We start from the raw sequence: 26,734 nt of genomic DNA, 5'->3' as shown, positions 1-26,734 counted from the left end.
TTTGCCCTCTCCAATGCCTCAAGCCTGCCGAAAGCCGCTGCCGTAATGGTGTCTGTCGCAGCCACCACGCGCCGCATCTCCTTGTTGAGAGGCGTGTCCGAACGCACATCGGCCACGCCGTCCGGATGGAAAGTTATGCTTACCTCACCATTTTCAGCAATGAAATTTGCATGCCGACCGCTTACACCACGCCATGCCGTAATGCAATATGCAGTGCTTCCGTCGGCATCCAGCTCGTAGCGGATGTGCCCGTCACCAATCGGTATGGTGTCGGCGTAATAACGGTCGTCCTCACCCAGGCGCGCAATTGTCACCAGGTTGGCCGGCCATCCGTTCAGGTCGCCATTGACAACGCACACTTTCCTTGCGGCCTCCCCGGCCATTCCCGGCATTGCCGCCATCGCCATCACTGCGGCGAGAGCCAAAGTTCTGATGCTGTTCATAATCCCTTTTTATGTTTGTTCATTATCTCTGTCACCTTCGTTACCATGGTTTCGCCGCGCAGGCCGCGCTCCACGATACGCCCGTCGGGCCCGAAGAGGATAATCTCTGGTATGCCCGCTACGCCATAAAGCCCGCGGGCGGCGTTGCCGCTGTCGTAAATCTGTGGCCACACAACGCCCTCATCACTCACTGCCTTGGTGAAATTCTCCTCCGTGTCGGCCACAAACATGCCGACCACCGTGAGCCCCTTGCCACCAAACTCACGGTGAAGCCGGGACAGATAAGGCATCTCTGCCTTGCACGACCCGCACCAAGAGGCCCAGAAATCGAGCAACACGTAACCACGGCCACAGCCTACGTAGTCGCCAAGAGCGACTGGGCGGCCGTCCAGGCCTTTGCCTTCAACGTCCTTGAACATGGCTCCCGGCCCAGTATGCCCGCGCGCAGCGAGCATACGGTTGCGCTCTTCCACCTTCCGTATCTCCCGCCGCGCCACAGACGTTGACCGCAACCGTGGGCCAAGCTCTGCCAATACGGCAGCCTTATCACCGAGCCTCATGTTGGCCCAAAAGCCGGAATTGAGTAGAAGATGCCCCAGGGCGTCATCTTCATGGCCGGCGAAATACTTTCTGAAAACTTTGTGGTAGTAGTCCTTAACACGCCTTACGGCCACATTTTCGCGCCCGGCCTCGTCGGCTACAGTGGCTTCAACATCGTTCCATATCTTCCTGACCACCGAATCTTTTGCCTCATCTTCAAGCTCCATCTGAAAAGCCATGTCGTTCAGCGCCGTGCCCCGTCCGCAACGCAGCGAATCGAAATCAATGACAATGTTGCCCGGTTCCAAAATGAAGTTGGCGTAAACATCGTCGCCAACGTCCACCCTGCAATACCGCGCCACGTCAGTTTGCCCGCTGAAAACAACCCTGCCATCCGTCACGACAGCACTGTCCAACGGCGTACGGCCATTGTAAGGGTCTATGTAAACCGTCTTCCCATCGAACTCATGGCTGCCCACACTGCCCGTAACGGCATACGCCCCACTTGCCACTTGGGCCTGCCCGGAAGCGTAAACCATGGCCAATGCTGCCGCAAAAACATATCTCTCAATACCCATCATGCCCATGAAAATCAATAATACACTACAATTCTAACATAAAAACGGCCATTACATCAAGACAAAAACCTATATCCGATGCTGCCAAAAAGTAAACATAAGTAGGTGTTCAAAATTAATTGCCATCAAATTGTGCGCTATTTCGGAGATGCATGCAAAAGTCCGAAGAGGGAGCGTAGCGGGCTACGCGACCGATGAGACTTTGGTATGCGGCCCGAAAGAGCACACAAGATGGTGGCAAAGATATAGAGGACACCTGCAAGGTCTATTGTATCGATTAATTTTGAACACCTACTTAATTAAAAAACACTATATATCAACCCGATTGCAAAGATAGCATTTTTAAGCATAACGACAAAGGAAGCACAAGGCTTTTAACTAAATTTTTTAGGTGAAAACGCCTTTGCAACCACACCACAACACTGTCAAGGCACCACTAAACCGAGGCAACGCGTATGCCGCACATCACATCAGCCATAACAGCCTGAATGACAACGGATTGCAAGACATGCCGTTTTACGATGCAATACGGGCCGTCTTAGGGCCTGAAACGGGTCGTTTTGCAACGCAATACCACCCATATCGGTGGGGCGCAAAACAAACGGCACACAGAGGCAAGCCCGGTTGGGCCGCAACGGCCCGTGGGCAACGAATTGCGCAACAGCCCGCACAGCAATGGCCTGCCACTGCCGGCATGCCATACGACAGATGCAACCTGAAAGCCGTGAATGGCCCGCGAGGGGCAAAAAGCAGTAAAAGAAAGTTAAATGCACCGGCATATAAGCCCATATAATGGCAAAAATGCGTATCTTTGCAAATTGAAACCACATTATATAATAAAGCTGTAAAAGCGTGAAGATAAAGGAAGTGATATGCGCCCTTGAACGATTCGCGCCTCTGCCCTTGCAGGAAGACTGGGACAATGCCGGCCTGCAACTGGGACTGACGGAGACGGAAGCATCAGGGGCTTTATTGTGCCTTGACGTCAACGAGCGCATCGTTGACGAGGCAATAAGCAAGGGTTGCAACCTGATAGTGTCGCATCACCCGCTGCTTTTCCGCGGACTGAAAACGATATCCGATGCCGACTACGTGCAGCGCACGGTGATGAAAGCCATACGCGCGGGCATAGCCGTGGTGTCTATGCACACCAACATGGACAACGCCCGCGGCGGCGTAAACTTCAAGATGGCCGAGAAGATGGGCCTGGCCGACGTTGAGTTCTTTGCCCCCAAGGGCGGAGGGGCCGATGCTGGCAGCGGCGTTATCGGGTCGCTGCCACAGGCCGTGGCCGCCGACGACTTCGTGATAGGCGTCAAGAAGCAGTTCGACGTGGAGTGCGCCATGTGCAACGAGTTGCTGCGCCGCCCCATCCGGCGCGTGGCCATCTGCGGCGGGGCGGGCGACTTCCTGCTGGGCGAGGCCATAAAGGCAGGTGCCGACGCCTTCGTGACGGGCGAGATGCACTACCATGTTTACTTCGGCCACGAGCAGGAAATACAGATTTGCGTAATAGGCCACTACCAAAGCGAGCAATACACCAACGAGATATTCAAATCAATAATCGGCGAGGCGTGCCCGGATCTGCCCCTATTCCTGGCAGAAACGAACACGAATCCCATAATATACTTATAATCATGGCAAAGAAAGATCCCACAGAACTGTCAGTAGAAGAGAAGCTGAAAACGCTCTATCAGTTGCAGACCACACTCTCGGCCATCGACGAGAAGAAGGCCCTTAGGGGCGAGCTGCCCCTGGAAGTGCAAGACCTCGAAGACGAAATAGAGGGCTTGACGATACGCATCGACAAAATAAAGCGCGAGATAGACGAGTTCCAGAAGGCCGTAAGCCAGAAAAAGGCCGAGATAAACGAGGCACAGGCCAGCGTAGAGCGCTACAAGGAGCAGCTGAACGACGTGAAGAACAACCGCGAGTATGACACGCTGAGCAAGGAGATAGAGTTCCAGACACTCGAGATTGAGCTGTGCAACAAGAAGATACGCGAGGCCCAGACGCGCATAGAAGAGAAGACCAACGAGCTCCACGAGAACGAAGAGGCCATCAAAGACCGCCAAAGCGACCTCGACATCAAGAAGAGCGAGCTCGACGAAATAATGGAGGAGACACGCGCCGAGGAAGAGAAACTGAAGGAAAAGGTGACTGAGCTCGAGGCAAAGATAGAGCCGCGGTTGCTCACTTCGTTCAAACGCATACGCAAGAACGCCCGCAACGGACTGGGAATCGTCTACGTGCAACGCGACGCCTGCGGCGGATGCTTCAACAAGATTCCCCCCCAGAGGCAGCTGGACATCAAGATGCACAAGAAAATCATTGTCTGCGAATATTGCGGACGCATCATCGTTGACCCCGAACTGGCCGGCATCAAGGCCGAGAAGGTGGCCACCGACGACAAGAAGAAGGCAACAACGCGCAAGCGCGCAATACGCAAGACGGTGAAAAAGGCCGACGACGACATCGTGCCCGAAGCCGAGGCATAGTGCGGAGGCTGTCACCATCAGGCTGGACAATGCAGCCATGACACCGCAACCACCATCATGCCTCCCGGCCGTAAGCTCCATGCCAAAGGCCGGGAGGCATGCTTTTACACGGCAACCCGGAGCATCAGGCACACTGCCGCAGGCCACACGCCAACATTGCCCTGCCTGCGCATTATATATATAAGGTATATAATGAACTTCATTTTAACTTTTTCCAAGATATTTAAATGGGTTCAATAAATATCCATACACCACCCCTCAAACAACCATCCGGGGTCGGTGTAAATCGTTTTTCAGTCAACCCGGCACCTGGCACCGGCTGATTCGCACGCACAGCGGGTTTCCCGGAGTCGGCATTCTGGCTGCCGACATCAGACGGGCCGCAGGCAACGGCCGTTGAGCAACGGTCGCACGGCTACGCCACCGGTATGCAGCCAACGTATACTATTGCGCAAAATCAACGCAAATTAAATTGAGGAATCGGGGAAAAATAGTATCTTTGCAGACGAAAATCCGCCACGGTGAAAATGAAGGCAAGTTCGCACCGATTCACCACGCGGCATCTTCGAGAAGATAAATTAAACGAAAGATGGATCCTATCAGCAACGAACATCACCGTTGGCGACTGCCCGCCGAATGGGAAACGCAGGAGTTTGTACAGCTCACATGGCCGCATGAAGACACCGACTGGCAGCCTATCCTGCCACAAATCACGGCCACCTACGTACAAATGGCTGTCGAGATAGCCCGCCGGCAGCGGCTTGTCATCGTGTCGCCACGGCCCGAAGAGGCTATCGAAGCCATTGGCATGGTAGCGGAGAAAACCTTATTGGACAACATCACCACCTTTGCCTGCCCCACAGACGACACTTGGGCACGCGACCACGCGTTCATCTCGCTCACCGACGGCAGCCGAAGAAGGTTGCTGGATTTCCGCTTCAACGGCTGGGGAGACAAGTTTGAGGCCACGAAAGACAACGCCATAAACCGCCGACTCTACGAAGCCGGCATGGTGGAGGGCGAATATGCCGACCACAACGGGTTTGTGCTTGAGGGCGGTTCTATCGAGAGCGACGGCCGAGGCACGGTGTTCACCACCACAGGATGCCTGCTCGCTCCCAACCGCAACCAGCCAATGACACAGCAGGAGATTGACTCTTATCTCAGAAAGACACTCTGCGCAGACCGCATTATATGGATAAACAACGGCAACCTGACCGGAGATGACACCGACGGACACATCGACACGCTGGTGAGAATAGCCCCCAATGACACATTATTATATGTGGGCTGTGACGACCCCACGGACGAACAGTACGGCGAACTGCATGCCATGGAGCAACAGTTGCGCTCGCTTGCAACCACCGACGGGCACCCCTACCGCCTCCTGAAGCTGCCCATGCCGCGCCCGATATATCACGACGGCGAGCGGCTTCCGGCCACTTACGCCAACTTCCTCGCCATCAACGGGGCCATACTCTACCCCACCTACGCACAAGACGACCTTGATGCCGAGGCAGCGAGCATCATGAGAGAGGCCTTCCCCGGCCTGGAAGTGGTGGGAATCGACTGCCGCAGCGTCATTATTCAGCACGGTTCGCTGCACTGCTGCACCATGCAGTACCCCTCGGCCGGCCACGGCGACGATGCCGCCGGCACACTATAACCAAGGTATATTGCAAAGACAACAAAACAGAATCAAATGAAAGAACTCAAGATAGGCTTCCTGCAACAACACAACACAGCCGACGTGCGTGGCAACATACTGCGGCTTGCCGAAGGCGTGGCAGACCTCGCACGGCGCGGCGCCGAGCTCATTGTGCTCCAGGAACTGCACAACTCGCTCTATTTCTGCCAGGTGGAAGACGTCAACAACTTCGATCTCGCAGAGCCGATACCCGGCCCCTCGACGCAGATGTTCGGCGAACTGGCCCGCCAATACGGCGTTGTCATCGTCACATCGCTCTTTGAACGCAGGGCGCCGGGGCTGTATCACAACACGGCCGTGGTAATAGAGCGCGACGGAACCATAGCCGGCAAGTACCGGAAGATGCACATCCCCGACGACCCGGCGTACTACGAGAAGTTCTATTTCACCCCCGGCGACCTCGGGTTCAAGCCCATCGACACCTCTGTGGGGCGCCTCGGAGTGATGGTTTGCTGGGATCAGTGGTACCCGGAGGCCGCCCGTCTCATGGCACTTCGGGGCGCAGAGCTGCTCATCTATCCCACGGCCATAGGCTACGCGCTCAGCGACGAGCCCGACGAACAGCAGCGCCAGCGACGCGCCTGGCAGACGGTGCAACGCGGACATGCCGTAGCCAACGGCCTGCCAGTGGTCACGGTAAACCGCGTCGGCTTTGAGCCGGACCCCTCGGGACAGACAGGCGGCATACAGTTCTGGGGCACATCGTTCGTTGCCGGGCCGCAGGGCGAACTCTTCTACGAAGCATCCGAAGACGAGGAGGAAAGCATAATAGTCAGCATCGACATGGAGCACAGCGAGCAGGTGCGCCGCTGGTGGCCATTCCTACGCGACAGGCGAATAGACGACTACGCCGAAATAACAAAGCGATACATCGACTGACAACGAGCCGAAGCAACAAAACAGGCAAGCAAAACAAAACAAGCAATCAAACAAAAGAATAGAACATGTCTGCAAACTTAAGATTTCAGGTTGTCGAAGAGGCCTTCAAGAAGAAAGCAGTAGAGGTTGAGACACCAAAGGAAAGACCTTCCGAATACTTCGGAAAGTATGTGTTCAACCGCCAAAAGATGTACAAGTACCTGCCCGCCGACGTCTATGCCAAGCTCATAGACGTGATAGACAACGGCACCAGGCTCGACCGCTCAATAGCCGACTCCGTGGCAGCGGGAATGAAACAGTGGGCCATGGAGATGGGCGTAACGCACTACACGCACTGGTTCCAGCCGCTGACTGAAGGCACGGCCGAGAAGCACGACGCCTTCGTGGAGCACGACGGAAAGGGCGGGATGGTCGAGAACTTCAGCGGAAAGCTGCTCGTGCAGCAGGAGCCCGACGCCAGCTCATTCCCCAACGGTGGCATACGCAACACGTTTGAGGCACGTGGCTACTCGGCATGGGACCCCACATCGCCGGTCTTTATCATCGACGACACGCTCTGCATCCCCACTATCTTCATCTCATACACAGGCGAGGCACTCGACTACAAGGCCCCGTTACTGCGCGCGCTGCACGCCGTAGACCAAGCCGCAACCGACGTTTGCAAGTATTTCTACAAGGATGTCACACGAGTAAAATGCAACTTAGGCTGGGAGCAGGAGTACTTCCTGGTTGACGAGGGGCTCTATTCGGCCCGCCCGGACCTGATGCTCACGGGCCGGACACTGATGGGTCACGAGAGCGCAAAGAACCAACAGATGGACGACCACTACTTCGGCACCATACCAGACCGCGTGCAGGCCTTCATGAAAGACCTCGAGATACAGGCGCTGGAGCTCGCCATACCGTGCAAGACGCGCCACAACGAGGTGGCACCCAACCAGTTTGAGCTTGCCCCGATATACGAAGAGTGCAACCTCGCCGTAGACCACAACATGCTGCTCATGTCGCTCATGAAGAAGGTGGCGCGCAAGCACGGCTTCCGCGTGCTGCTGCATGAGAAGCCATTCGACGGCATCAACGGTTCGGGCAAGCACAACAACTGGAGCCTCTGCGCCGACAATGGCGTGTTGCTCCATGCTCCAGGCAAGACGCCCGAGGAGAACCTGCGCTTCGTTACGTTCATCGTCGAGACGCTGATGGCCGTCTACAAGCACAACGGACTGCTCAAGGCAAGCATCATGAGCGCCACCAACGCCCACCGACTGGGAGGCAACGAGGCACCGCCGGCCATCATCTCGTCGTTTCTCGGCAAGCAGCTCAACGAGCTGCTCGACCACATCGAGACATCCGACAAGGACGAGCTGTTCAACCTCAAGGCCAAGCAGGGCATGGAACTCGACATACCCCAGATACCTGAACTGATAATAGACAACACCGACCGCAACCGTACCAGTCCATTTGCATTTACCGGCAACAGGTTTGAATTCCGCGCTATAGGCTCTGAAGCCAACTGCGCCAGCGCAATGATTGCGCTCAACGCAGCCATGGCCGAGGCACTGACAGACTTCAAGACGCGCGTAGACGCCCTCATAGAGAAGGGAGAAGACAAGATAAGCGCCATACTCGACGTGCTGCGCGAAGATATCAAGACATGCAAGCCAATACGCTTCGACGGCAACGGATACTCGGAAGAGTGGGTTGAGGAAGCCAAGCAGAGGGGCCTCGACACCGAGAGCAGCTGCCCCATAGTGTTCGAGCGCTATCTCGACGAAGACAACATCAGGATGTTTGAGAGCACAAAGGTGATGAACCGCAAGGAGCTTGAAGCCCGCAACGAAGTGAAATGGGAGACCTACGTCAAGCGCGTCCAGATAGAGGCCCGCGTCATTGGCGACCTCTCCATGAACCACATCATACCCGTATCAACCCATTACCAAAGCCAGCTCATACGCAACGTGCAGAGCATGAAGGCCGTGTTCCCGGCCGACAAGGCCGAAAGGCTGAGCGCAAGAAACATGAAGCTCATAGAGGAGATTGCCGTTTGCACGGAGTCGATAGAGACATTGGTAGACGAACTGGTGGAATCGCGCCGCGTGGCCAACCGCATAGAAAGCATCCACGAGCGCGCCATAGCATACCACGACACGGTGGAGCCGAAGATGCTCGCCATCAGAAAAGAGATTGACAGCCTGGAAATGATAGTGGAAGACGGGCTTTGGACTTTGCCAAAATACCGCGAACTGCTGTTCATCAGGTGATGGAGCACAAAAAAACCGGGATGCGGCCGCATCCCGGTTTTTTTGTCCCTGTGACCCCAGGCCGCCGGCCTTGCGGCCGCGCCACGCCCAAGCCGGCACGACAGGCCCGCGGCAAAGCCATGCGCCACGGCCGTCAGCCGACTGCCGCCCCGACGGCAAACCACACCACCGGCACCGCCAGCGCAGGCAGCAGGTTAAGCGTCTTGCAATCCTTGATGCCCAACAGCGACAGTCCGCTGGCCGTAATCATCAGTCCGCCCACGACAAGCAGCTCGGCCATGAGGGCCTCGCTGACAGCCTCGCTCGACAATTCGGCCACAAGATAGAAAAGCCCCTGCCAGCAAAACAGCACAGGGGCGGCAAGCACCATGCCAACGCCATAGGTCGACGCAAACACGGTTGACGACACAAAATCGAGCGTGGCATTGGTAAACAGAAACGTGTTGTCGCCGTTGAGCGCGCTTATCACCGGGCCAAGCATGGACAAAGGGCCAATGCAATAAAGCAGTATGGCCGTGGAAAGGCCGTCGGCCAGGCTCCGCCCATCTTTCTTCCTGGCCCTCCGCTCCACCATACGGTGAAACCTGCCGTCAATGTCGAGCGCCGTACCTACAACGCTGCCAACGGCCAGAGCCAATATGAAAAGCACCGGAAACCGGCTCTTGGGCATGTTTGCCATGGCCGCATTGAGCCCTATAATGAGGCTTGCCAGCCCCAGCGCGTCGTATAATGCCGTCTTGTACTTATCCTTTATCCCGCGGTTGAGCAACGTTCCAACCAGCGTCCCTACTATTATCGCACATGTGTTTACTACTGTCCCAAGCATAAAAGCATAAGTTTTTCCGACGCAAAAGTAACCAATAATTTCTCAACCGAGCCATTTTAACATCACAATTGTCACCTCATTGGCAAAAAAGCAGTATTTTTGCGGGCTGAAAAAAGACATGTTACACTTATGGACATCATATCCGTGGCCACCCAGATGGTAGTGCTCTTCACGCTTGTGCTTGCCGGCTTTGCCGCCCACAAGTGCGGTCTCATGGGCGGTGAGTTCGACAAGCGCCTGTCCAATTTCGTAATCCAGGTCACCTGCCCGTGCCTCATCATCTCGTCGACCATGGGCGACACCATGCCCGACCGGAGTCACATACCGTCACTCCTGGGCGTTGGCATGCTCACCTACGCCGTGCTCATCATCCTTGCCTACATCATACCGCGCTGCATGCCCGTGCGGCGCGAAGACCGCGGCATGTACAGTTTCATGCTTACCTTTGCCAACGTGGGCTTCATAGGCTACCCCATAGTAGCCTCAATATTCGGACAGAGCGCCGTGTTCTACGCCTGCATACTCAATGCCCCAAACACCCTTACCATCTTCATCTGGGGCATCATGTTCGTAACGGGGCAGCGCAGCGGCGGCTTCCGCTGGCAACTGCTATGCTCGCCGGCCATGGTCGCCACCTACATATCCATCATAATAGTGGCCGCCGGGTGGCGAGCGCCCGAGGTGGTGGCCCGTCCGTTCAGCCTGCTGGGCGGCATGACGGTGCCCGCCGCGCTGCTCGTCATAGGCTCAAGCATAGCCGGCATACCGGCCAGGCGCATGGTTGGCAGCGCCGGCACCTACATCATGTGCCTCTTCCGCCTGCTCATCTTGCCCGTGGGCATGTATCACCTGATGGCGGCAATAGGCGCCGACCATGAGGTGGCAGCCATCAACGCCGTGCTCGTGGGCATGCCGGTGGCGTCGTTCGGCACAATGTTCTGCATGAAATACGGGCGCGACGAGACTGTGATGACGCAGGGCACGTTTCTGTCTACACTGCTGTCGGTGGCAAGCATACCACTGCTGGCCATGCTGATTGGATGAAGGGCCGGGGCGACGCCACACCTCTCACGCCCCGAAAGCCCTGCCGCACACCTTCGGCCGTGGCAACCGCATTTGTTTACAAAACACATACTGCAGCACCGCGGCGTCCGTTTGGCATCGCAGGACGGCCCGTTTCAGCATGCAACAAAGGCCGTTTGGCGCGGCCATACGCCCCGTTTCGCACATCGACACCACACCGGCGCGCAACCGACAGACAGTCAGGCAACTACACATCCCGGCACCGTTGGAATGGAAAACGCAACAAATATTTACAATACTACGTCCAAGGCATACAGCGGCTGCTATGACATGCCAATCTAAATAATAAGCAAAGGTTTTGCAGTATCAAACATTTTCCGTATCTTTGCCGAAGATAAGATGCGCTCGAAAGATTGAGAGCATGCTAGCATTGCGCCCGCTTGCATTATCATGCCTGCAAAGCTAACCACGGCAACGGCCCGTGGTGATGCGCCACGTCACTGAGGCCGGGCCCGGGCATAAGGCAAGCATGGAAGGCAAGGCAGCAGCGCCATTGCCGCACACGGCACCGGCAAAGCCGGCCTCACAGCAGCGAAGCGCATCATGCCGACCAAGGCTAATTGGCAAAGAGACAACATTTAATTAACAACAAAACATCGGACATGAACAGAATATGCAACCTTTTCGGCATCCGCTACCCCATAATACAAGGCGGAATGGTATGGTGCAGCGGCTGGCGGCTGGCCTCCGCAGTAAGCAACGCAGGCGGGCTCGGGCTGCTCGGCGCAGGGTCGATGCACCCGGAAACGCTCATCGACCACATACACAAGATGAAGGCCGCCACCGACAAGCCGTGGGGAGTGAACGTGCCGCTGATGTATCCCGAGATAGACCGCCTCATGCAGATACTTGTAAGCGAGGGCGTCAAGATTGTGTTCACCTCGGCCGGCAGCCCAAAGAAATACACCCCAATGCTCCACGAGGCCGGCGCCGTGGTGGCCCATGTGGTTTCGAGCAGCAAGTTTGCACGCAAATGCGAGGAAGCCGGGGTAGACGCCGTGGTGGCCGAGGGCTTTGAGGCCGGCGGGCACAACGGCCGCGAGGAGACAACCACGCTCACCCTCATACCGAGTGTGCGCCGGGCCACATCACTGCCCCTGCTGGCCGCAGGCGGAATAGGCAGCGGCGAAGCCATGCTGGCAGCCATGGCCCTGGGCGCCGAGGGCGTGCAGGTGGGCACGCTCTTTGCGCTGGCCGGCGAGAGTTCGGCTTCGGAGGCTTTCAAGCAACGCTGCGTGGCGCTCGGCGAGGGCGACACCATGCTGTGCCTGAAGAAGCTGTCGCCGACTCGACTGATAAAGAACGAGCTCTTCGACCGTATTTCAGAGGCCGAAGACCGCGGCGCCTCGCCCGACGAACTGAAGGCCATACTGGGCACAGCGGCCTCGAAACGTGGCATATTTGAAGGCGACACCGACGGCGGCGAGCTTGAAATAGGACAGGTGGCTGCATCGGTAGGCACGATAAAGCCTGCTGCCGAGATAATCGAACAACTAATAAAGGGGTATGCCGACGCCAAGGCGAAACTGGCTGAAACCGACTTTTAAACGCCACTCAAGCAAATGACTGTAATGAAAACGATAGCCATAGCCGGTTGCGGCAAGCTGGGCACCATTGTGGCCCGCGCCGCAGCGCGGGGGCTTCTGCCCGACTACGAACTCATAGGCGTATACTCGCGCACGCCCGAAAAAGCCCGGGCGGCAGCCGACGAACTGGCCGCCGCAGGCAAGGAGTGCCGCGTGGCCGGCACTTTCGACGAACTGCTGGCCCTGCGGCCCGACTTCATTGTCGAGGCGGCGTCGCCCAAGGCCCTCAGGCAATGGGCCCTGCCGGCCCTCAGCCAAGGCACGTCGCTGGTATGCCTCTCCATAGGCGCCTTTGCCGACGATGCCTTCTACGACGAAGCCCGCCGCACGGCCGAAGCCCACGGCAGCCGCATATACATAGTGTCGGGAGCCACGGGAGGCTTCGACGTGCTGCAGACGGCAGCCCTGATGGGCGGTGCCGAAGCTGAGTTTTTCAACGAGAAAGGCCCCGACGCCCTGCGCGGCACACCCGTCTACGACGACTCGCTGCAGACGGAAGCCCGCACCGTGTTCAGCGGCACGGCAGCCGAGGCCATAAGGTTGTTCCCAACCAAAGTCAACGTCACAGTGGCTGCTGCCCGCGCTTCGGTAGGGCCGGCCAACCTTCATGTGGCCATGCGTTCCACACCGGGGTTCAAAGGAGACACGCAGCGCGTAGAGATACGCAACAGCCAGGTGCATGCCGTGGTCGACGTTTACAGCGCAACGGCCGAGATTGCGGCGTGGTCGGTGGTGAGCACCCTACGAAACATTGCGTCGCCAGTGGTTTTCGTATAGATTGCTGAAAAGGAAATATGGCAAAGAGTGGGGCTTTAGGAGTTAAGGAGTGAATTTTTAGGAGTTAAGGAGTTAAGTAGTAAAGAAGTTAAGACAATAGCTTAGAAGCCAAGAATTGATTTTTTTGAAGTTAAGGAGTCAAGTAGTAAAGGAGTTAAGACAATAGCTTAGAAGCCAAGAATTGATTTTTTTGGAGTTAAGGAGTCAAGTAGTAAAGGAGTTAAGACGTATGCCTTGGATGCGGCAGTATTGTCCTCTAACTCCCTATAACTTCTTACAACTCCCTCTAACTTCATCTCACAAAACTATTGTCTTAACTCCTTTACTACTTAACTCCTTAACTCCTAAAAATTCACTCCTTAACTCCTAAAACCCCACTCCTTAACTCCTAAAAAGAACTTACGCCAAAAACGCCTCGATGTTGGCCAGCACTTTCTCGCTCAAACGGTGTGAGGCCTGGCGCGTGCGGCCGGTGGAAACACATGCACAACGCACGTGTGGATGGCCGAGCAGACCCTCGCAACCGAGCGCCCCCACCGTGTCGCAGTAACAAACGTTGTCGCCATCAATCCATTTGGCGAAGGCTTCACCTTGCCATGCAGGCGACAGTCCGGTATTGAACAGAATCTTGTGGTTTCCGAGGCGGGCAAACTCATCGTCACCCAGCAGCACCGTGTTCTTGTTGAGACAGCAGAACACCACGTCGCTCCACGCCAACAGGTCGCCCAAAGGCATGAAACTGTAACCCTTGGCCTTGGCCTGCGGTTTTTCACTACGAGCGAAATAGCCTATCTCTGCACCGAAAAAGCGCATTGCGTCGGCAATCATCCCGCCCGACTTACCCAGTCCGACAACGCCCACTTTCAGTCCCGTTATCTCGCTGGGCTCGCCAAACCATGGTTCCACGCCAAAGCCATGGAGCCGCCTTACGAGCGCACTGACCACATACTCGACCACCCCCTCGTCGCCATAGTCGCGAATGCCGGTGACGGCAATGCCGTGGGCCTCGGCGTAACGTATGTCGACATTGGCGCTCTCCGGTGAATACAGCGAGCAGCACATGCCCACGTAACGCACCTCCGGGCACCGGGACAGCACCTCACCGGGCAATGCCGACGTGTAACTGAGCAACACGGCATCGGCATCTCCTATACGGTTGACAATCTCATCATCACCTTGCGGTACGTCGCCAAACATGACAACATCTCCTGCCATTGAGCGCAACCGCTCCTCAGCCCACGGCTCAAGGCCCACAGGCTCTATGGCAACCAATTTCCTAAACTTATCCATATCATTTCGGTTTTATTGCAGTTTCAGCAAACAAAGATACGAATTATTGGCGAAAACAAGACATGATTCCCATCCATAAGCCATGTTATGGAGCCTTTGCAGCCCACCGAGACGCAACAATAGCGGTAAAAGCACGGCAAAACGGGGGTTATTCAGGCAGCAGGCACACCACCCGCCCGCCGGCTGAACGTCGGCCGCAGGCCACAGAAAGTTTTCTTTGCACACGCGCTCATTCGCCATCCCAATATTCGTCGGTTACGTTTTTTTTCTGTAACTTTGTCGCAAATTAACAACTAATTCATACATGACAATCAAGACAGACTGCTTCCTTGCGTGCCGCAACGCAGCCGAGGCCACCCGGATTGTGGCCGACCTGAGCCGCAGCACAGCCGTAGGGAAGATAACGTTGCTGCTGCCTGACGAAACAGACGACATCGACGACATACCCGAAGGGTGCCATGCCATGGCCGTAGGCACCATCACCGGCAGCGACGCAATGGGTGCCATGGCCGGTACGAGCGAGGCCGAATATGTGCTTCTGTGCACTAAAGCCACATCCATCACATTAGGCGAAGGCGCTGTAGAGCGCATGGTGATGGCTGCCGAAGACTCTGGTGCCGCCATGCTATATGCCGACCACATGGCAGAAGACAACGGCACGGTGAGACCACACCCAGCCATCGACTACCAATACGGAAGCATACGCGACGATTTTGACTTCGGTTCTGTGATGCTCATGCGCACACGGCTTTTGCGCAAATATGCCGCCGCACGCTCCACCGGGCCTCATTACACATATTCAGGACTGTACGACCTGCGGCTGTTCCTAAGCCGGAAAGGCAGGATTGTGCACCTCAACGAATACCTGTACACCGAAAAGGAAACCGACACGAGGGCCAGCGGGGTCAAGCAATTTGACTATGTAAACCCCGCCAACCGCGATGTCCAGATAGAGATGGAGCAAGCCGCCACCAGCCACCTGACCGACATAGGGGCCGCAATAGACCCGTCGGGCTACATCACACCCGACTTCGACGAGCAGTACTTCGACGTGGAGGCTTCTGTGGTGATACCTGTCAGAAACCGTGAACGCACCATAATCGACGCCGTGAAAAGCGCCCTGTCACAAGAAACCGACTTCGATTACAACGTGATAGTGGTCGACAACCACTCTACCGACAATACCACGGCACTGCTGTCTGGTGTGGACGACCCGAAACTGATACACATCATACCCGGGCGAACCGACCTCGGCATCGGCGGATGCTGGAACACGGCCGTGGCCGACAGGCGCTGCGGGCGCTTCGCCGTGCAGCTTGACAGCGACGACCTTTACAGTTCGCCGGCAACGCTGCAACGCATTGTCAACGCGTTCCGTGAGCAAAAGGCTGCCATGGTGATAGGCTCCTACCGCATGTGCGACTTCAACCTCAACACACTTCCGCCCGGACTCATAGCCCACACCGAATGGACAGAGGCCAACGGGGCCAACAACGCATTGCGGATAAACGGACTTGGCGCGCCAAGGGCATTCTTCACGCCGCTGCTCAGGCAGACACCGTTTCCCAATACGAGCTACGGCGAAGACTATGCCATGGGGCTCCGCTTCTCACGACACTACCGCATAGGGCGCATTTTCGACGAACTGTATCTCTGCCGGCGGTGGGAAGGCAACAGCGACGCCGCCCTGCCGATAGAAAAGGTGAACGCCAACAACCTGTACAAAGACCGGCTGCGCACCATAGAGATAGAGGCGAGGCAGCAGATGAACGAGGGAAAGGCCGACAGAACAGAGACAGACAGCCTGCAAAGGTTCTTCGACAGGCAACTGCAGACGTGGTCCGACGCACGCCGCCGCTACCGGCAGCTGCTTGACGTCAGCACACGCGAACTGGCCTGCGACACCCTTACGCTCAAGGCACAATACAATCCGGCGCGGATGGTTTCAACCGGAGCAAGCATCGACAAAAAAGACATCGGCTCACGGCCGTGCTTCCTTTGCGCGGCAAACAGGCCCGACGAACAGACAACGGCGCCCGCAGGGCAAGGCCACGAGTTGCTTGTCAACCCGTTCCCGATACTGCCCATGCACTTCACCATACCATCACTGCACCACGAACCACAAGCCATACGCGGCAACTATGGCGAGATGCTGAGCCTGCTCGAAAGACATCCCAAGCTGACGGTGTTCTACAACGGCCCCCTCTGCGGCGCCTCTGCCCCCGACCACGCACACTTCCAAGCCGGCACAAGCGGACTGCTGCCCCTGCAAGCGGCCTGGCAAAGGCTGTGCCGCAGCCTCACGCCTGTGCAAACACGGCCCGACGGAACCGGTATATGGCTAATAGCAGAATACCCATGCGCAGCCTTCCTGCTCAGGTCCAACAACAATGACGACGGCCGACAGCTCTTCGACATGCTCTACAACGCCCTGCCGTTGCGCGACGGCGAGCGCGAGCCCATGATGAACATAGTGTGCTGGCACAATGGCAATGAGGTTCTCTCGGTGGTGTTCCCGCGCCGCAAGCACCGCCCCGACTGCTATTACGCCAGCGGCGAGTCACAGATGATAATAAGCCCGGGGGCACTCGACATGTCAGGGTTGCTCATAACGCCCCGCAAGGAAGACTTCGACAGGCTGACGCCCAAGGCCGCAACAGCCATACTCAGGGAAGTGTCGTGCTCGGAAACCGACGTGGCCGACATCATAACCAAAGTGAAGGCTGCCGCAAAAGCAGCCAGATGCGCCAACCAAGCCATGCAGGAACCACATGTGGCCGTAGGCATCATGAGCCGGAAGCGAATAGACTTCACGCTCAACGCCCCCTACTCGGCGAAGGGCGAGACCATCGTGGGCGAACAGACCGTAGAGTTTTCCGAAGGCGGGATAGTGTGGCGGGGCAACCAATACCGCGAACTCACATTCACACCGCTGGCCCCCGACGCCTCGTTCTCGCTGCATGAGGTAACCATAGGCGTGAACTTTCATTGGGAACGCAAGGAGACACAGACGTTCAACGGCTCGCTCCACCTCGTGGTCGAGGCAGACAGCATCACTGCAATAAACCGACTGCCGGTTGAAAAGTATCTCGTCAGTGTGATATCCAGCGAAATGAGGGCCACGTCGTCGGCCGAACTGCTGAAGGCACACGCCGTCATCTCACGCAGCTGGCTGCTTGCCCAAATGGAGAAGAGGCGCAGCCAGCGTGGCAACTCGGGCGGTTTCTTCTCGTTTGCAAAGCACGACGACGAAGCCATAAAATGGTATGACCGTGAAGACCATACCATCTTTGACGTCTGCGCCGACGACCATTGCCAACGGTATCAGGGCATTACGAGGGCCGGCACGCCCTCGGTGGAAAACGCTGTGAAAGCAACAAGGGGCCAGATACTGGCATACGGCGAAGAAATATGCGACGCACGGTTCAGCAAATGCTGCGGCGGAGTGACCGAGGAATTCCAATATTGCTGGGAAGACACCCCGAAACCTTACCTCATCGCAATAAGAGACGGGGCAAAGGGAGCATTGCCCGACCTGACGAAAGAAGACGAAGCGGAACGCTGGATACGCTCTGCACCAGAGTCATTCTGCAACACCGCCGACAAGAAAGTGCTTACTCAAGTGCTCAACGACTACGACCAGGAGACTCCCGACTTCTTCCGCTGGAGGGTGGAATACACCCAGAGCCAACTGGCGGAGCTTATATGCAAGAACCTCGGCGAAGACTTCGGGGCAATAACCGACCTCGTTCCGCTGGCAAGAGGGAAGAGCGGACGCATCTGGAAACTGCGAATAGTGGGCACAAAAAAACAGTTCACTATAGGAAAAGAGCTCGAAATACGCCGCGCCCTGAGCGAAAGCCACCTATACAGCAGCGCATTCGTGGTTGACAAAAGCGATATAGCAGACGGCATACCGGGCCGATTCACCATCGTAGGTGCCGGCTGGGGCCACGGCGTGGGGCTCTGCCAGATAGGCGCCGCGGTAATGGGCGAGCAGGGATACAGCTACGACCGCATACTGCTACATTACTACCGAGGGGCTGAAATCAAGGAGATATACAGATAGGACTTACGCCATCACAACAAGGTAAAAGCAAGGAGACTTATCAGTCACAATGAAAACGACACCAAAGACAACCAAACGACGCAGCCCGTGGACATGGGTTCCAACGCTGTATTTTGCCGAAGGCATACCCTACGTGGCCGTAATGACCATATCATTAATAATGTACAAGAGGCTCGGACTGTCTAACACAGACATCACCCTCTACACTTCGTGGCTCTATCTGCCATGGGTCATAAAGCCATTCTGGAGTCCGTTCATCGACATTATAAAGACCAAACGCTGGTGGATTGTGGCCATGCAGCTGCTCGTTGGGGCCGCATTGGGCGGAGTTGCCTTCACCATCCCTGCCGAATGGTGGCTTCAAGGCACCCTGTTCTTTTTCTGGCTGATGGCATTTTCGAGCGCCACTCACGACATAGCTGCCGACGGTTTCTACATGCTGGGGCTCGACCAGCACCAGCAGGCGTGGTTTGTCGGCATACGATCGACATTCTACCGCATAGCCACCATCTTCGGACAAGGCGTCCTGGTGATGATTGCCGGCAACCTGGAAGTGCTCACCCGGAGCGTGAGATACTCGTGGAGCCTGATGTTTTACTTCATGGCGGGCTTGTTCATTGCCCTCTGGCTCTACCACAACTGGGCCCTGCCGCAACCTACCGAAGACAACGACAGGGGCAAGATGGGGGCAGGCAAGCTGATAAGCGAACTGGGTGACACCATCAAGACCTTCTTCATCAAGCCGCAAGTCGTGGCCGGCATTTGCTTCATGCTGTTCTACCGGATGCCCGAAGGGCTGCTCGCCAAGGTCTCGGCCCTGTTTCTCATCGACGCAGGACACAACGGAGGTCTCGGCCTTTCGCCCGCCGAATACGGATTGGTTCAGGGCACCGTGGGGGTGATAGGCCTGACCCTTGGAGGCATTCTCGGCGGCATAGCAGCCAGCCGCGACGGACTCAAGCGCTGGCTGTGGCCCATGGTATGCGCCATTACGCTGCCCGATGCAGTATATGTTTACCTGAGCTACGCCATGCCCGACAGCCTACTGGTAATCAACGCCTGCGTGTTTGTAGAGCAATTCGGCTATGGTTTCGGCTTCTCGGCCTATATGCTGTACCTCATATACTACAGCCGCGGCGAGCACAAGACGGCCCACTACGCCCTTTGCACGGCGTTCATGGCCCTGTCGATGATGATACCGGGCCTCTTTGCCGGTGCATTGCAAGAGGCCGTTGGCTACCGCATGTTCTTCATCATCGTCATGGTGGCATGCTCGATGACGTTTGTCGTGTCGGCATTCCTCAAGATAGAGCCCGACTTCGGCAAGCGAAAAACAGAGCAGGAAGAGCCGGACGCGCATGAGTGCGATAGGGAATCCCCTAACATGAAATAGGCCTTTCACAACCGAAGTGAATGGAATTTGAATTAAATTTGCAAACAATCATCAAAAGACAACGACTTATGCAAAAGACAAGACACTACATCAAAGCCATTGCCATAGCCATTGTGGCGATGGCAACAATGTCCGGGTGCACCGACGACGACACGCAACAAGCATACGACCTCAACGGATACTGGCAGGGAAGCATACAAGGCGACTACTACTCCGACCGCTACGGAGGCGGCGACAGCTGGGACACGGAGATATGGTTTGTGCAAGACGGCGACTTCTCGAACGGCGGTTACGGGCGCGAAATAGACTACGCACGGTACAGCGGTATTGTCAGTGACGTGGAATTTGTGTGGGAAGTGCGCAACGGACGCATCTATATAGACTACGACGACGGCTACCGCATCATCATACGCGACTACGAACTATACCAAAGAGGCAACTCCGAGCACTTCCGCGGCTACTTCGACAACTGGGACACCGGCGAGACCCTGGCTTCGTTCGACCTCATTAAAGTTGGCGGTTGGAGCGACTGGACCAGACGGTATGCCCCGAAGCTCAAAGCCGACGGACAAGCCTTGCCAAACGACACGACAGGCAGGTGAGTGCAACACCACCACCGGCCACAAGCCGACAGGCCGACACTGCAGACAAACAAATCCCCGGCCGGGGCTTCCCGGCCGGGGATTTGTTTATAAATATCATAACAACATTGCATGGGAACGGCGCAGGAAAACACTTCACAGCCCCGCTTCAGCAACATGCCTCAGTCAAGTACTGTCCCCTTGGTGACCGCAAACCGGCCACCACCGGTAAGGCACAACACTGCCGCACCCAACAGGTAAAGCAGCGGCAATTCTATGACCAGGCCGCCGGTCATGGGCGACAAAGAGAACATCTCAGAGGCGTGAGCCATGAGTATGGCAACCACCATATTGCCGGCGAAGACAACTGAAGCCAAGCGAGTCCATATACCGCAGATTATCATCAGCGATGCCACCAGCTCGGCAAGCAGCGAACCATAGGCAATAAACGATGGAAGGCCGATGGCGGCAAGCATGTCGCCAATGAAACCAACGCCGTAAATCAACTTGTGCATGCCGTGAAACAGCATCAGACCACCTAAAGCGATACGCAACAACAACAGTCCGAGGTCGGTGCTGCGAAGAAAATCCTTTTCAAATTTCATAATTCCAATTCCTTATTTTATTCAACCTTTCATTCATAGTGAGGTTGCTATGACGCCGGCCGGGCCGGTTGGGCAACTTGCTTTTGCCACCGGCCCAAGGCCGCACTTATCCTGAAAATAATTTAAAACATTATTTTTAACACATATAAATATACAGTTAATCGTTTGAATACACAAGCATAGCGCAGCTTTTAAAGATATTTAGTATTGCTTTTCAGAAACTCTCCATCCTCGAGCTCGCGCAGGGCCACATTCAGTTCACGCTCTTCGTTCATCACTATAGGCCCATACCACGCCACTGGCTCATGCAGAGGGGGCGCCGACATGAGCATCACCCTGGCTCCGCCTTCACCGGCCTCAATTGTCACGGCATCGCCGTCAACGAGACGCGCTGCGGTTTTCTCACTGATGTGCGAGCCGCCCGAAACCACGCTTCCAGACAAGGTAAACAGCATCACGGTGTTTTCCGGCTTCACATCGATGGCCAGCCTGGCGTTTGAATCGATGCTTATGTCGTAATAATCGAGCGGGACATACTTGCCTTGCCATCCCTTTTGCCCTGTATACTCGCCCGTCAGCAGCCTAAGCGTGCCTCCGTCGAGCTTGAATTCCTTTATCTCATCGCGCAATATGCCATGGTATGCCGGTGCGGCGGCCATCTTTTGCTTTCTCGGCATGTTGAGCCACAGCTGCAAGCCCAGCAACCTGTCGCCCGAAGGCTGCTCAGAGTGAAACGCCCCCGAGCCGGCCGTGAGCCACTGCGCCTCGCCGTCGCCAATGGTTTGCTTGCTGCCCAGATGGTCTTTGTGGGTCATGCGGCCCTTGGCTATGAAGCTCACTGTCTCTATGCCACGGTGCGGATGTGCCGGGAAACCGCGCCTGTAATCGTCGGGGTTTGTACTGTCAAACGAGTCGAGCATCAGAAACGGGTCGAAATCATAGACCGTCTCGTTGCCCAAAACCCTCACCAGGCTAACGCCGGCTCCGTCTACTGCCCTTACGCCTTTTACTTTCTGAATAACTTTTCTTTCTTTTGTTGCCATATCATTTATAATTTATAATCACATCTCACCAAACTTTCCGTTGCCGAAATCCCTGAATGCCTTGACCAAATCTTCGTGGTTGCTCATCACAAAAGGCCCCATGCCATAGATTGGCTCGTTGAGAGGCTTACCGGAAAACAGCAGCACCACAGTGTCGTCTTCGGTCGCAACGACATTGAACTCCTCGCCTTTGCGCTTGAACTTCAGCAGGTTGTCTTGCGGCACATCAACGCCGTTGACTTCGACAGCACCGCTAATCACAAGCAATGCCGTGGTGTTTTCCTTCGGGAAGGCGAAGTCGGCCGCAGCCCCCTTGCCCATCCTGACATTGAAAAGGCTCAAATCGGTGACGCTCTTTGCCGGGCCCGCCACGCCCTTGTATTCTCCGCTGATTACCTCTACCACCCCTTTGCCGCCGGGCAAAGCATAGAAGCCCATGTCTTCATGCCTTATTGCCTGGTACGACGGCGCGTCGGCCTTATGGCTTTCGGGCAAGTTCACCCAAAGCTGAACCATCTGGAAATCGCCTCCCCTCGATGCAAACTCCTTCTCAAAAAGTTCCTCGTGCAACACGCCACCGGCCGCTGTCATCCATTGCACATCGCCCGCGTGTATCACGCCATGGTTTCCCTTGCTGTCGCGATGGGCCACACTGCCATGGTAGGCCACCGTCACCGTAGAAAAGCCGCGGTGCGGGTGCGGCCCCACCCCTCTCTGCACGCCAGGCTCAACATGCATCAGCGCATTGTAGTCGAGCAGTATGAAAGGGTCCATGTCGTAGCGTCCGAGACCATCTACCTGCGGTATGAAGTTGTGCACCCTGAACCCGTCGCCAACCATGTGAACTCCCTGCGGGTGTGTCACGAAGTCTATCTGTTTCTTTTCCATTCTGTATGTTCCTTTCTGCCGGTTGCGCTTGTTGCATCCCGACAATTGCCTTCATGCAACAACCCGGCCAAGGCGCGCCAACGCGCAAGCTTTTCAGTCGCACACGACTGACTTGACCTTTTTGGCAGGAAAAGGGTCTTTTAAACGCGAAAAAGGCCCGCCAATGAAAAAACTGTGTAACTTTGCAGTTCCAAGCAAACAAAACCACACAATGGGAAATATACCATCTCAGCAATTAGACGACGAGGTAAGCTTCAAGCTGTATGCCCTCAACAGGCTCATCCAACAGACATACCAGACCTACCTTGTGCCTTTGGGCATCACCTATCCGCAATATCTTGTGATGAAGATACTCATGAAACAAGACGGGGTGCCCGTAAACGTAATCTCTGCCAGGCTCATGCTCGAGAGCAACACGGTCACCCCGCTGCTCCAAAGGCTTGAAAAGCAGGGCCTGGTAATGCGCGGCTACAACTGCACCGACCAGAGGCAGCGCATAATTTCACTGACAGACAAAGGCAAAAGCATGCGCCAGAGCATCGACGACGTGTCGGGCCTGGTGGCCACCTCGCTGTCGGAGATGGACATGAGTTGCTCTGTGGCCGAAAGCCTTGGCCGCCTCCTCACCGAGTTCATTGCCAAGATAAGCTGACACTACAGCCATCGGCGGGGCGCCGCCGGGGCATCAGGCCGGGGCGCCGCCACCATGGGCCACTGACGCATGACGAATGTTCCCTCATGCTTAGCCATAGTCTACGCTATGCGACGAAACATGCGGGAACAGCCATCGGCCCCTCCTACAGGGCAGCAGAGCCGGCACCGGCAGCCACACCCGGGGCGCGGCCCCGGCGAAACCGGCCTCACTGCTTCTGCAGCAGCGGGAAACGCCTGCCGTAGGTGAGCATGCGCCATATCCACTCGAGCGGCCCGAAGTTGAAGAAACGCAGCCACAGCAGACTGAAAAGCGCCTCGACGAGCCACACGCCAACGGCCACCGGCACCACCAGCGACAGGCCCATGGATGCCCCCAGGCCCAGGCCAATGCCGTAATATATGGCCATGCCCCAAACAGACTGGCCAATGTAGTTGGTAAGGGCCATGCGCCCGGGAGCAGAGAACAGGCTGAAGACCCTTGCCCGGGGATGCCTGTTGTAAACAAGGCAGATGGCGGCTACATAGGCAAAGCCCACTATGTAGACGCTGACAAAGTAGAGAAGACTGTGGGCCGCGTTGCCCCACGGGTGGCCGTTGACAGCACTCCACGCATATACCACCGACAAAGGCAACCCTGCGAAGCATCCAGCCAGCGCCACCCTGCGCAGCATGCGCCGCCGCATCACGGTGTGGGCATACATGCGCCGCCGCCCTATGCAGAAGCCGATTAGAAACAATCCCATCACCTTGAAGTAGCGGTTGCCGTCGACAAACTCCTGCACGCGCACCAAGGCTCCCTGCACCAGAAACTGGAACACGTCGCCATAGCTGTCGGCATCGCGCAGCCAGTAAGCGAAATTGTCGTCGGTGATGCCATACTTGGCGCAATAGTGCTGCTGAAGCCTCACCACGCCGGCCGACAGACTTACGCCGGCAAACTCGCAGGCGAAATCGATTATCACCGGGACGAAGAGCAATACGGCCGCCCACGACAGCAGTGTGCGGTCGGAACAGTTGCGGAACAACGGCAGCAACATACCCATCAGCGCATACAGCATGAGTATGTCGCCGCTCCATATAAACATGAGGTGCACAAAGCCGAAGCCCAACAGTATGGCCATACGGCGGTAGAATATGCGGAAGCCGCTGGCCCCGCGCCTCATGGCGTTGCTTATAATGATAGAGAAACCTATGCCGAAGAGCAACGAAAAGATGGTGTAAAACTTTCCATCCACGAAGACATACTGCAAGAAACGCACCCATCGGTCGGCCCCGGCCGTAGGCATGGCTGCCACGGCGTCGGGCTTGAGAAAGGTGAAAAGCGCAAACTCGGGGAAGTTGGCCACCGCTATGCCCACGAGGGCGAAGCCGCGCAATATGTCGAGTATGGCGAAACGCTCTTTCTTCCTTACGGGCATGGCCATGCCGCCATGCCCTTTACGGATATTTTCCATGTGTGTATTTTGTATTTATGTTATAAATGCTGGCCGTAGGCCGTGCCCATGCCGGCATGCCCCCGGCCACACGGCCGATGCCTACTTTTGCGTGCCCGCCACGCAAGTCTGCCTAGCAGGCCAACAGACTGACAGTCAGCGGGTTGCAATACGGGTCGTTTTGGATTGCGAAACGTGCCGTTTCGGGTTGTAAAACGGCCCTTATTGCAGTGCAACATGTGCCCCGCTGCCATGGCCAACGGCATGCAGGCCCCACCGGGGCGGCCCGGCCCCATCCTGACGGCATGCCTGCATGCACTTTCAGAGGCATGTAAGTAGGTGTTCAAAATTAATTGCCATCAAATTGTGCGCTATTTCGAAGATGCATGCCAAAGTCCGAAGAGAGAGCGTAGCGGGCTACGCGACCGATGAGACTTTGGTATGCGGCCCGAAAGAGCACACAAGATGGTGGCAAAGATATGGAAGACACCTGCAAGGTCTATTGTATCGGTTAATTTTGAACAGCTACTTATCATCATTTGTCTTGTGTTGGCAAAAACATCAACCACTACCGAACCGACAGCCAACGGCAAGCCTGCGCCACAGCCGCGGGAAAGTCAGCCGTCAGCGCCGCCTGCTCACCAGCATGACGCTGAGTAGTATCACGGCCAGCCCGCACAGCTGAACAATGGTGACATGCTCGCCGCCCACCCCCGCGCCAATGGCCACGGCAACCACCGGGTTGACATAGGCGTGGGTTGCAACCTCGGTTGCCGGCCTCACCTTCAGCAGCCATACGTAGGCCGTATAGGCCAGTATCGACCCGCATGTCACAAGATACAGCAATGCAGCCCAAGCGCGGCGCGGCACCTCGCCCAGGTCGGTCTGCTCGGCATCGCCGCCAAGCAGCGCGCAAACCCAGAACGCAGCGCTGGCCGAAAGCATCTGCCAGGCCGAGCCGGCAAAGCCGCCCACCGCCTCTGTGCCGCACGAGCGGTACTTTGTGTAGAGCGTGCCCAGCGCCCACGAGACACACCCGGCCACGAGCAGCAGCACCCCACGCTCATGGTGGACGGCACTGCCGCCGGAGCCCAGCTGCTCGACATAGAGCAGTGCCACACCGCCAAAGCCCATCAGTATGCCGGCCACGGCCACGGGATTGCTGAATGTTTGCCGCCACGCCGGCACGTCGAGCAGCATTATCCACACCGCGGTAGACGAGGCGACTATGGCCACCAGACTGCTGCTGACATATCGCTGGGCGAGCATGATGACGGCCATGTCGACAAAAAGCAGCACCAAACCGCTCACGGCCGAACGCCGCACCAGTCCCGTGCGCCACACGCGCTCACCGCGCAGGCGGCAGACGGCAAGCAAGATGAGCCCTGCCGCCGTGAAGCGGAAAGCCCCGAGAAGAAACGGCGGCAGCCCCTCGAGGGCCACACCGATGAAGAAATAGGTGGAGCCCCACACCACATAGACCAGGAAATAGGCTATGATGATGGCTGTGCGCGACGCTGCCCGTGTGCAGTTGCCAATGCTCATTAGATTCGGTTTGGGTGGTTGAAGAAAACTACCTCACGGCTTATGCCTACAGGCGGC

Annotated in this window: 21 protein-coding genes; 12 read left to right on the top strand and 9 right to left on the bottom strand. The window is 56.5% G+C overall.

All coding sequences use genetic code 11. From position 1 onward, the window contains the following. Together M3089_RS08540 and M3089_RS08535 are read right to left on the bottom strand one after the other, a co-directional pair. On the bottom strand, positions 1-443 hold a 443-nt coding region (locus M3089_RS08540; protein WP_249083353.1), incomplete at its 3' end, for a DUF4369 domain-containing protein. Then, positions 440-1,564, bottom strand: a complete 1,125-nt coding sequence (locus tag M3089_RS08535) for a TlpA disulfide reductase family protein (RefSeq protein WP_249083351.1) — start codon at positions 1,562-1,564, stop codon at positions 440-442. The genes M3089_RS08535 and M3089_RS08540, both read right to left, overlap by 4 nt. 849 nt (positions 1,565-2,413) lie before the next feature. On the opposite strand from M3089_RS08535, the gene M3089_RS08530 reads away from it, so the two are divergent. The 5 genes from M3089_RS08530 (at position 2,414) to M3089_RS08510 (ending at position 8,904) form a co-directional block, all read left to right on the top strand. Beyond that, complete coding sequence (locus tag M3089_RS08530; RefSeq protein ID WP_205111895.1) at positions 2,414-3,196, top strand: Nif3-like dinuclear metal center hexameric protein; 783 nt, start codon at positions 2,414-2,416, stop codon at positions 3,194-3,196. Between the two features lie 2 nt (positions 3,197-3,198). Continuing rightward, a complete protein-coding gene (locus M3089_RS08525; protein WP_205111888.1) occupies positions 3,199-4,059 on the top strand; it encodes a zinc ribbon domain-containing protein in 861 nt (286 codons plus the stop codon). 589 nt (positions 4,060-4,648) lie between these two features. Next, positions 4,649-5,725: an agmatine deiminase family protein gene (locus M3089_RS08520; protein ID WP_249083348.1), complete on the top strand. Its 1,077-nt coding sequence runs from the start codon at positions 4,649-4,651 to the stop codon at positions 5,723-5,725. A 36-nt stretch (positions 5,726-5,761) separates the two neighbouring features. Further along, positions 5,762-6,646: a carbon-nitrogen hydrolase gene (locus M3089_RS08515; RefSeq protein ID WP_249083346.1), complete on the top strand. Its 885-nt coding sequence runs from the start codon at positions 5,762-5,764 to the stop codon at positions 6,644-6,646. A gap of 65 nt (positions 6,647-6,711) precedes the next feature. Continuing rightward, entirely contained in the window at positions 6,712-8,904 is a 2,193-nt protein-coding gene (locus tag M3089_RS08510) for a glutamine synthetase III family protein (RefSeq protein ID WP_249083343.1), read from the top strand. A gap of 133 nt (positions 8,905-9,037) precedes the next feature. Here M3089_RS08510 and M3089_RS08505 read toward each other — a convergent pair whose 3' ends face one another. Beyond that, positions 9,038-9,730: a DUF554 domain-containing protein gene (locus M3089_RS08505; protein WP_205111880.1), complete on the bottom strand. Its 693-nt coding sequence runs from the start codon at positions 9,728-9,730 to the stop codon at positions 9,038-9,040. Between the two features lie 129 nt (positions 9,731-9,859). On the opposite strand from M3089_RS08505, the gene M3089_RS08500 reads away from it, so the two are divergent. From M3089_RS08500 to M3089_RS08490, 3 genes are all read left to right on the top strand, one after another. Next, complete coding sequence (locus tag M3089_RS08500; RefSeq protein ID WP_249083340.1) at positions 9,860-10,774, top strand: AEC family transporter; 915 nt, start codon at positions 9,860-9,862, stop codon at positions 10,772-10,774. 641 nt (positions 10,775-11,415) lie between these two features. After that, complete coding sequence (locus M3089_RS08495) at positions 11,416-12,360, top strand: NAD(P)H-dependent flavin oxidoreductase (protein ID WP_249083339.1); 945 nt, start codon at positions 11,416-11,418, stop codon at positions 12,358-12,360. 24 nt (positions 12,361-12,384) lie between these two features. Beyond that, positions 12,385-13,176 carry an aspartate dehydrogenase domain-containing protein gene (locus tag M3089_RS08490; RefSeq protein WP_249083356.1) on the top strand — a complete coding sequence of 264 codons (792 nt, stop codon included), beginning with the start codon at positions 12,385-12,387 and terminating at the stop codon, positions 13,174-13,176. A 399-nt stretch (positions 13,177-13,575) separates the two neighbouring features. Here the strand turns inward: M3089_RS08490 and M3089_RS08485 are convergent, their stop codons facing one another. Beyond that, positions 13,576-14,466: an NAD(P)-dependent oxidoreductase gene (locus tag M3089_RS08485; protein ID WP_249083337.1), complete on the bottom strand. Its 891-nt coding sequence runs from the start codon at positions 14,464-14,466 to the stop codon at positions 13,576-13,578. A 304-nt stretch (positions 14,467-14,770) separates the two neighbouring features. Here M3089_RS08485 and M3089_RS08480 point away from each other — a divergent pair, with 304 nt between their 5' ends. The 3 genes from M3089_RS08480 to M3089_RS08470 all read left to right on the top strand — a co-directional run bounded on the left by M3089_RS08480 (position 14,771) and on the right by M3089_RS08470 (position 20,530). After that, positions 14,771-18,535, top strand: a complete 3,765-nt coding sequence (locus M3089_RS08480; protein ID WP_249083335.1) for a DUF4922 domain-containing protein — start codon at positions 14,771-14,773, stop codon at positions 18,533-18,535. Positions 18,536-18,584: 49 nt separating this feature from the next. Beyond that, positions 18,585-19,928 (top strand): MFS transporter, encoded by a 1,344-nt coding sequence (locus M3089_RS08475; RefSeq protein WP_205111864.1) that lies wholly within the window; start codon positions 18,585-18,587, stop codon positions 19,926-19,928. A 68-nt stretch (positions 19,929-19,996) separates the two neighbouring features. Further along, positions 19,997-20,530 (top strand): hypothetical protein, encoded by a 534-nt coding sequence (locus tag M3089_RS08470; RefSeq protein ID WP_205111862.1) that lies wholly within the window; start codon positions 19,997-19,999, stop codon positions 20,528-20,530. Between the two features lie 161 nt (positions 20,531-20,691). Here the strand turns inward: M3089_RS08470 and M3089_RS08465 are convergent, their stop codons facing one another. The 3 genes from M3089_RS08465 to M3089_RS08455 form a co-directional block, all read right to left on the bottom strand. Further along, entirely contained in the window at positions 20,692-21,114 is a 423-nt protein-coding gene (locus tag M3089_RS08465; protein WP_249083333.1) for a DoxX family protein, read from the bottom strand. Between the two features lie 191 nt (positions 21,115-21,305). Continuing rightward, complete coding sequence (locus M3089_RS08460) at positions 21,306-22,157, bottom strand: pirin family protein (protein WP_249083332.1); 852 nt, start codon at positions 22,155-22,157, stop codon at positions 21,306-21,308. A gap of 18 nt (positions 22,158-22,175) precedes the next feature. Next, positions 22,176-23,045, bottom strand: a complete 870-nt coding sequence (locus M3089_RS08455; protein ID WP_249083330.1) for a pirin family protein — start codon at positions 23,043-23,045, stop codon at positions 22,176-22,178. 211 nt (positions 23,046-23,256) lie between these two features. On the opposite strand from M3089_RS08455, the gene M3089_RS08450 reads away from it, so the two are divergent. Next, on the top strand, positions 23,257-23,697 hold the full coding sequence (locus M3089_RS08450; RefSeq protein ID WP_249083328.1) for a MarR family winged helix-turn-helix transcriptional regulator: 441 nt from the start codon (positions 23,257-23,259) through the stop codon (positions 23,695-23,697). A 208-nt stretch (positions 23,698-23,905) separates the two neighbouring features. Here the strand turns inward: M3089_RS08450 and M3089_RS08445 are convergent, their stop codons facing one another. Beyond that, positions 23,906-25,153 carry a DUF418 domain-containing protein gene (locus tag M3089_RS08445; RefSeq protein WP_249083326.1) on the bottom strand — a complete coding sequence of 416 codons (1,248 nt, stop codon included), beginning with the start codon at positions 25,151-25,153 and terminating at the stop codon, positions 23,906-23,908. A 603-nt stretch (positions 25,154-25,756) separates the two neighbouring features. After that, the gene (locus M3089_RS08440) at positions 25,757-26,677 is read right to left on the bottom strand and encodes an EamA family transporter (protein WP_249083324.1); all 921 of its coding nucleotides are present in this window, start codon (positions 26,675-26,677) and stop codon (positions 25,757-25,759) included. Positions 26,678-26,734 lie beyond the last annotated feature (57 nt).

The sequence above is a fragment of the Marseilla massiliensis genome, from assembly GCF_023336985.1.
In the GTDB taxonomy this organism is placed as follows: Bacteria; Bacteroidota; Bacteroidia; order Bacteroidales; family Bacteroidaceae; genus Prevotella; species Prevotella intestinigallinarum.
Note: the sequence above shows the minus strand (reverse complement) of the source record. Positions and strands in the feature narration are given on the sequence as shown.